At 60.6% G+C, this 6,729-nt stretch carries 4 protein-coding genes and 2 pseudogenes; 2 read left to right on the top strand and 4 right to left on the bottom strand.

Annotated features, from left to right (window positions below):
* Nucleotides 1-910 (top strand): annotated as a pseudogene (locus DBR24_RS31795) (membrane-bound PQQ-dependent dehydrogenase, glucose/quinate/shikimate family); the annotation flags it as partial.
* A gap of 104 nt (nt 911-1,014) precedes the next feature.
* Nucleotides 1,015-2,304 carry a carbohydrate porin gene (locus tag DBR24_RS09075; RefSeq protein WP_128614554.1) on the top strand — a complete coding sequence of 430 codons (1,290 nt, stop codon included), beginning with the start codon at nt 1,015-1,017 and terminating at the stop codon, nt 2,302-2,304.
* A 74-nt stretch (nt 2,305-2,378) separates the two neighbouring features.
* Here DBR24_RS09075 and DBR24_RS09080 read toward each other — a convergent pair whose 3' ends face one another.
* From DBR24_RS09080 to DBR24_RS09095, 4 genes and pseudogenes are all read right to left on the bottom strand, one after another.
* Complete coding sequence (locus DBR24_RS09080; protein ID WP_128614555.1) at nt 2,379-3,899, bottom strand: sensor domain-containing diguanylate cyclase; 1,521 nt, start codon at nt 3,897-3,899, stop codon at nt 2,379-2,381.
* Nucleotides 3,900-4,073: 174 nt separating this feature from the next.
* The gene (locus tag DBR24_RS09085; protein WP_128614556.1) at nt 4,074-5,933 is read right to left on the bottom strand and encodes an ABC transporter ATP-binding protein; all 1,860 of its coding nucleotides are present in this window, start codon (nt 5,931-5,933) and stop codon (nt 4,074-4,076) included.
* Nucleotides 5,934-6,104: 171 nt separating this feature from the next.
* Nucleotides 6,105-6,353, bottom strand: coding sequence for a hypothetical protein (locus DBR24_RS09090; protein WP_128614557.1), 249 nt, complete (start codon nt 6,351-6,353; stop codon nt 6,105-6,107).
* A gap of 96 nt (nt 6,354-6,449) precedes the next feature.
* Nucleotides 6,450-6,729, bottom strand: a pseudogene (locus tag DBR24_RS09095) (TetR/AcrR family transcriptional regulator); the annotation flags it as partial.

The following is a 6,729-nucleotide window of genomic DNA, read 5'->3' on the forward strand; positions in this document are numbered from 1 at the left end:
CGGCACCAAGGCCGGGCAGATTTATGTCCTGGATCGTGCCACCGGCAAGCCGCTGACCGATGTCAAGGAAGTCCCGGTCAAAGCCGCGAACATCCCGAACGAACCGTACTCGCCAACCCAGCCGAAATCGGTGGGCATGCCGCAGATCGGCGCGCAGCACCTGACCGAATCCGACATGTGGGGTGCCACGCCGTACGACCAGTTGTTGTGCCGGATCGACTTCAAGTCGATGCGTTATGACGGCCTGTACACCGCGCCGGGTACTGACAAATCCCTGAGCTTCCCGGGTTCGCTGGGTGGCATGAACTGGGGCAGCATCTCCACTGACCCGGTGCACGGCTTCATCTTCGTCAACGACATGCGCCTGGGTCTGTGGATTCAGATGATCCCGTCGCAGAACAAGGCGCAGGCCTCGTCCGGTGGCGAAGCGCTGAACACCGGCATGGGCGCCGTACCGCTCAAGGGCACGCCGTATGCGGTGAACAAGAACCGCTTCCTGTCGGTGGCCGGCATCCCTTGCCAGGCTCCGCCGTTCGGTACCCTGACGGCGATCGACATGAAGACGCAGAAAGTCGCCTGGCAGGTTCCAGTCGGCACCGTTGAAGACACCGGTCCCCTGGGCATCCGCATGCACCTGCCGATCAAGATCGGTCTGCCAACCCTCGGCGGCACCCTGTCGACCCAAGGTGGCTTGATCTTCATCGCCGGCACCCAGGACTTCTACCTGCGCGCCTTCAACAGCGGCAACGGTGAAGAAATCTGGAAAGCGCGTCTGCCCGTCGGCAGTCAGGGCGGCCCGATGACCTACGTTTCGCCGAAGACCGGCAAGCAGTACATCGTCGTCACCGCCGGTGGTGCACGCCAGTCGACCGATCGCGGCGACTACGTGATGGCCTACGCCTTGCCGTAAGCCGAAGTGCCCGTGTTGACCACGGGCACTTTCTTTTGCGCGCGGCACCTGAGGGTGCCGCGCTGCTTCGCGCTATCGCCCTCGATTTGAGCAGGAAGATCTCCATGTTTCGTTTTTCTCATACCGGCTGGCTCAACGGCGTGCTGTTGGGCCTGACCTGCAGCGCCACCCTGCCCGCCTTTGCCGACACCGATGCCAACCTCCTCAGCCGCAATACCCTGACCGGCGACTGGGGTGGCTTGCGCCACCAGATGGACGAAGACGGCATCAAATTCACCGGTGACTACACCGGTGAAATGGCTTACAACGCCGACGGCGGCCTGCATCGCTCGGGCCGTTACTCGCAGAACATCAAGCTCGGCGCACAGTTCGACCTGAGCAAGCTGTATGGCGTGGAGAACGCCGGCAAGGTCCAGTTGACCATCAACGACCGGCGCGGCAACAGCGCCTCGGAAGACCTGGTCGGCAACCGTCTGCCGATTCAGGAAAACTACGGCGGCCTCTACACCCGCCTGACCGAGCTCAGCTACGAGCGCAGCCTGTTCACCCCGGCGCTCAACGTGAAGCTGGGTTACATGGCCATGGGCAACGACCTTGGTGGCCTCGACAGCGGCATTCTCTGCAACTTCATGAACGCCGGCTTCTGCGGCCATCCGTTGAACATGTCCGGTGGCAGCGGCTGGACCAACTACCCCAATGCCCATCTGGGCGTGCGGGTGAAATACGACCTGTCGTCGGCGTGGCAGCTGCGCGTCGCCGCGTTCAATGTCGATCCGCAAAGCAACGGCAATTCCAGTCGTGCCTGGCACCTGGGACCGAAGCACACCACGGGCACTGTGGTGCCGATCGAACTGGTCTACAAGCACGCGGGGCAGTTGCCCGGCGAATACAAGCTTGGCTATTACTACGACAGCTCCAACGTGAAACGCATCGGTAGCGGCAAAGACGTGTCCGGTCGCGGCGGTCATTACCTGCTGATCGACCAGGCCGTGTGGCGTTCGGCATCGTCCGAGGGCCGCAGTCTGCACGCCTTCGGTCAATACTCGGCCGCCAGTGAAGCGGCTTCGCCGTTCAGCAAGTGGTACGGCACCGGCGTGGTGCTATACAAACCGTTCGAAGGGCGCCCGCGTGACACCCTCGCGCTCGGTTATGGCCGGGCCGTGCCGAACCCGCGCAGTCGTGACGTGCAGCAAGAGGTGGCGCTGGCCAACGGCGCGGCATTCCCGAACCTGGACAGTGCCGAACAGTTGATCGAACTCGGTTACGGTTACCAGGCCACCCCGTGGCTGACCTTGCGCCCCAATGTGCAATACATCATCGAGCCGGGCGCGTTTTCCGGGCAGGGCATCGACAATGCATTGGTGTTTGGCTTGCAGGTAAAAGCGGCGCTCTAAGGCATTCGCAGCATAAAAAAACCGGCGCAAGGCCGGTTTTTTTATGCTCGACGATAAACCGAGGTCTGACGACGTTACCCGGATTCGCTCTCACTAATCCCCCGCACGAAACGGTTACGACCCTGCGCCTTCGCGCTGTACAACGCCTGATCTGCCATCTCGATCAACCCCTGCACATTGTCCAGTCGAGAACCGCTAGCGGTCGCCATGCCGATGCTCACACTGAGCCGACCGAACGGACTGGTGTCGTGCGCAATATGCTCTTGCTGCAAACGGTCGAGGATCAGTTGCGCCACCACGGCGGCACCATCACTGTCGGTGTCAGGCATGATGATGCCCATCTCTTCGCCGCCATAGCGCGCCACCAGATCCGACGGCCGCCTGACACACGCTTCGAGAATGCGGCCCACCCTCTGCAGGCAGGCGTCGCCAGCCACATGCCCGAACGCATCGTTAAAACGCTTGAAGTAGTCGATATCAATCATCAGCAAGGCCAGCGTCGTGCCGTCACGCTGTGCTCGTCGGGCTTCCATCGCCAGGCTCTCATCAAACCAGCGCCGGTTGGCCAGACCGGTCAGGGCGTCTTTCATCGCCAGCAACTCAAGTTGCCGGTTTGACGACAGCAACTGCTGCTGAGCCCCGCGCAATTGATCCTCGGCCGCCGTGCGCCGGCGGATATCGAGGATCAGAAACCAGCCGATCAGCCCCGTCAGGCCGAGCAATCCGGTGACCACCACCGCCGACAGCAACGCCTCCATTCGCCACGCAGCAAGGGCTTCGCGCTTGCCGAGGGCGACGGTCGTGATCAGCGGCAACCGGTCGCTCTTGCGAAAAGCGTAGAGCCTTTCCACACCGTCCAGGCTGGAGGTGAACGACGCAGTGCCGACGGATCGATCAACCAGGTATTTGGCGTAGATGGGCGATTTGGAAAAGTTGCGGCCCATGTCCTGTTCGCGGAAAGGATAGCGAACCAGCAACGTGCCATCGGTATAAGACAAACCGATCGCGCCCTCCTGGCCTACATCAATTTTTCCAAACAGTCGCAGGAAGTTTTCCACCCCAAGGGTCACCGCCACCACACCGGCGAACTCGCCATCGGGACCATTGAAGCGACGGCTGACGGTGATCACCCATTCCTGATTGGAGCGGCTCTGGATTGGCGGACCGATAAAGGTCTCGCGGGACGGATCGTCACGGTGATGGATGAAATAGACCCGATCACTGCTATTGGCCCCGGCTGGAATCGGCCGGTTGGAGGACATCAGCCAGCGGCCCTGAGTGTCGTAGATCGTGATGCCACTGAGCTGTGGCATCAGCGGTTCCTGGCGCTCGACCAGTGCAGTCAGTCGCTGAATCTGCGCAGGACCGCTGCCTTCGGTCTCCAGGCGCTCGACCAGCCCGAGCAAAAGCAGCGAACTCTGGCGGACAATGCCCTCGGAGTAAGTCGCCAGCGCCTGAGTCAGGTTCAAGCCATGGACATTCACCTCCTCCAGTGCCCGCTCACGGGAGGCCAATACCTTCCACACCGTCAATGACGCGAGAGAGCAGCCAATGACCAACAGCAAAAGCACCACCAGGTGGGAATCACGCTTCACGTTACTACCTTAAGGAAAGTCCGGTTTTCCATTCCAGCAACATTGGGTCAGGGCAATAGCGGCAGCCATCCATCCTTCTTCTGGCCAAGAATACAAGCAGCGCTGAAACGATGCAGTAACTGATAGGTACATTTTGCAAAGAAATCAGCTGAATTCACCCGCCGCGCTCCGCATTCACGCCGGGTCCACCGCCTCGATCACGCCCTTGTCCTCGCCCAGGAAGCCACCGCTTTGATGCGCCCACAGCCGCGCATACACGCCGTTTTTCTCGAGCAGTTCGCTGTGCGTGCCCTGTTCGATGATGCGCCCGTCGTCCATGACGATCAGCCGATCCATCGCTGCAATCGTCGACAGTCGGTGGGCAATCGCGATCACGGTCTTGCCTTGCATCATCTCATCGAGGCTTTCCTGAATCGCCACTTCGACTTCCGAGTCCAGCGCGCTGGTGGCTTCGTCAAGCAACAGGATCGGCGCGTTTTTCAGCATGACCCGGGCAATCGCAACGCGTTGCCGCTGACCACCGGAGAGCTTGATACCCCGCTCGCCCACTAGGGTGTCGTAACCGGTATGCCCCTGACGATCGCTCAACTGGCTGATGAACTCATCGGCCTGCGCATTGGCCGCAGCGCGGCGCACTTGCGCGTCGGTCGCATCCGGTCGGCCGTAGGCAATGTTGTCGCGAATGGAACGGTGCAGCAGCGAAGTGTCCTGGGTCACCATGCCGATGGCACTGCGCAGACTGTCCTGGGTCACGTGCGCGATGTTCTGCCCGTCGATGCGAATTTCCCCGCTGTCGACATCGTAGAAACGCAGCAGCAGGTTGATCAGCGTGGATTTGCCGGCGCCGGAGCGACCGACCAGACCGATTTTTTCCCCGGGCCGGATGCTCAGGCTGAGGCCGTCGAACACCTGACGCTCGCCGTTGTAGTTGAAACGCACCTTATCGAACGTGACCGCGCCGCCAGTGGTCACCAGCACACCGGCATCCGGTGCGTCCTGGACTTTGGCGCCTTGGGTCAGCGTCGCCATGCCATCCTGAACAGTGCCGATGCTTTCGAACAGCGAAGTCATTTGCCACATGATCCAGTTCGACATGCCATTGATGCGTAACGCCATCGCGGTGATTGCCGCCACGGCACCTGCGCCGACGTCACCCTGGTGCCACAGCCACAACGCGTAACCGCCGGCGGACATGATCAACGCCACCACCAGAGCCTGGTTGACGATCTCGAACAGACTCACCAGACGCATCTGGCGAAAACCGGTCAATTTGAAATCTTCCATCGCCGCCCGGGCGAAGTGCGCCTCACGGTTGGAGTGCGAGAACAGTTTCACCGTGGTGATGTTGGTGTAGGCGTCGGAGATCCGCCCGGTCATCATCGACCGCGCATTGGCTTGCTCCTGCCCCACTTTGCCCAGACGCGGCACGAAGTACCACATGGCCAGCCCGAACAACACGACCCACGCCAGGAACGGCAGCATCAGTTTCAATGCAAAGCCGCCGGCCAGCGCGATGATCGCAATGAAATACACACCGATGCCGGGCAGGATCTCGATCAGGGTAAACAGCACATCACGCACCGCCAGCGCGGTCTGCATGACCTTGGTGGTAACCCGGCCGGAAAACTCATCGGAAAAAAACGAAAGGCTCTGCCGCAGCATCAGCCGATGGAAGTCCCAGCGCAGGCGCAACGGCAGGTTAATCGCCAGAATCTGGTGCTGCACCATCGTGCGCAACGCCACCAGCCCGACACTGAACACCATGACGATGCCCATGCCCCACAACACTCGACTCTCCTGCACAGCGGCTTCACCGCCGGCCTGCCAGGTCGACAACAGATCCACGACCTGTCCGAGGAAGGAAAACAGCCACGCTTCATAAATCGACACGGCCGCACTGAGCAATGCCAGCGCCAGGACATAACCGCGCGCGCCGCGCGTGCAGGCCCAGAGAAAGCGGGCCAGTCCGTAGGGGGGTGGTGGGACCTCGTCAGGAGGAAAAGGGTCGAGTCTTCGTTCGAACACACGAAGCATGGTGGTCTCCAAAACTTTCAAGTTAAGGGGATTCTGCCATCGAATGGTTGCCGGGAGGTCTTTGTGAAAAAGTGTGAGTTTGCCAAGGGCCGGTGTCGGCGCACAGATCAATAGTCGTCGGCCACACGGCCTGAGCAAGCCAGGGCGCAATGCCCTGGCAGATCGCAGTGGTCACTTTTTCTTTTTCGCGGTCTTTTCGGCCTTCTTCGGTTCCTTGGCCCTATCGGGTTTGCTATCGGCTTTTTTGGCAGATTTTTTCGGTTCGACGTCTTTTTTCTTGTCTTTCTTTTCGGAAGATTTTGAAAGCGCCGCAGCCGCCGCAGATTTCTTCGCCGGCGAGGCCTTTTTGTCTTTCAAGTCCTTGCTGGCTTTCGAAGCTTCACCTTTGCTTTTCTTTTCGTCTTTAGCCACGTTGACCACCTCTCGGAGTATGCCGGTATTGGCACGGTGCCTGCGCGATTGACCACAAGCTGATCATTAGGCGAGCACGCCCCTGAAGCGGTTCAAATTATTTTTCTACACCGCCGTCTCGTCATCCACGGGCAATGAAGCCAGCATCTCGGCGCGGCACACCTGAAGAATCTCATCCGCCAGCGCGGAATCATCCGGACAGGCGCGCGACAGGATAATCGCACCGGCAGCACGCGACAGCAGGTCGATCATTTTCCGCCGCCCCTCACCCGGCGCGGCATCCGGGCCTGTCGGGTATTTGTCGCCGAGGGTTTGCAGGGTGCGTTCGATGCCTTCGGCAAACGTCGCTTTCACAGCGTCCGGTTGCCGCGCCGCGTCGCCACAC

This window comes from Pseudomonas sp. HMWF006 (assembly GCF_003061205.1).
In the GTDB taxonomy this organism is placed as follows: Bacteria; Pseudomonadota; Gammaproteobacteria; order Pseudomonadales; family Pseudomonadaceae; genus Aquipseudomonas; species Aquipseudomonas monsensis.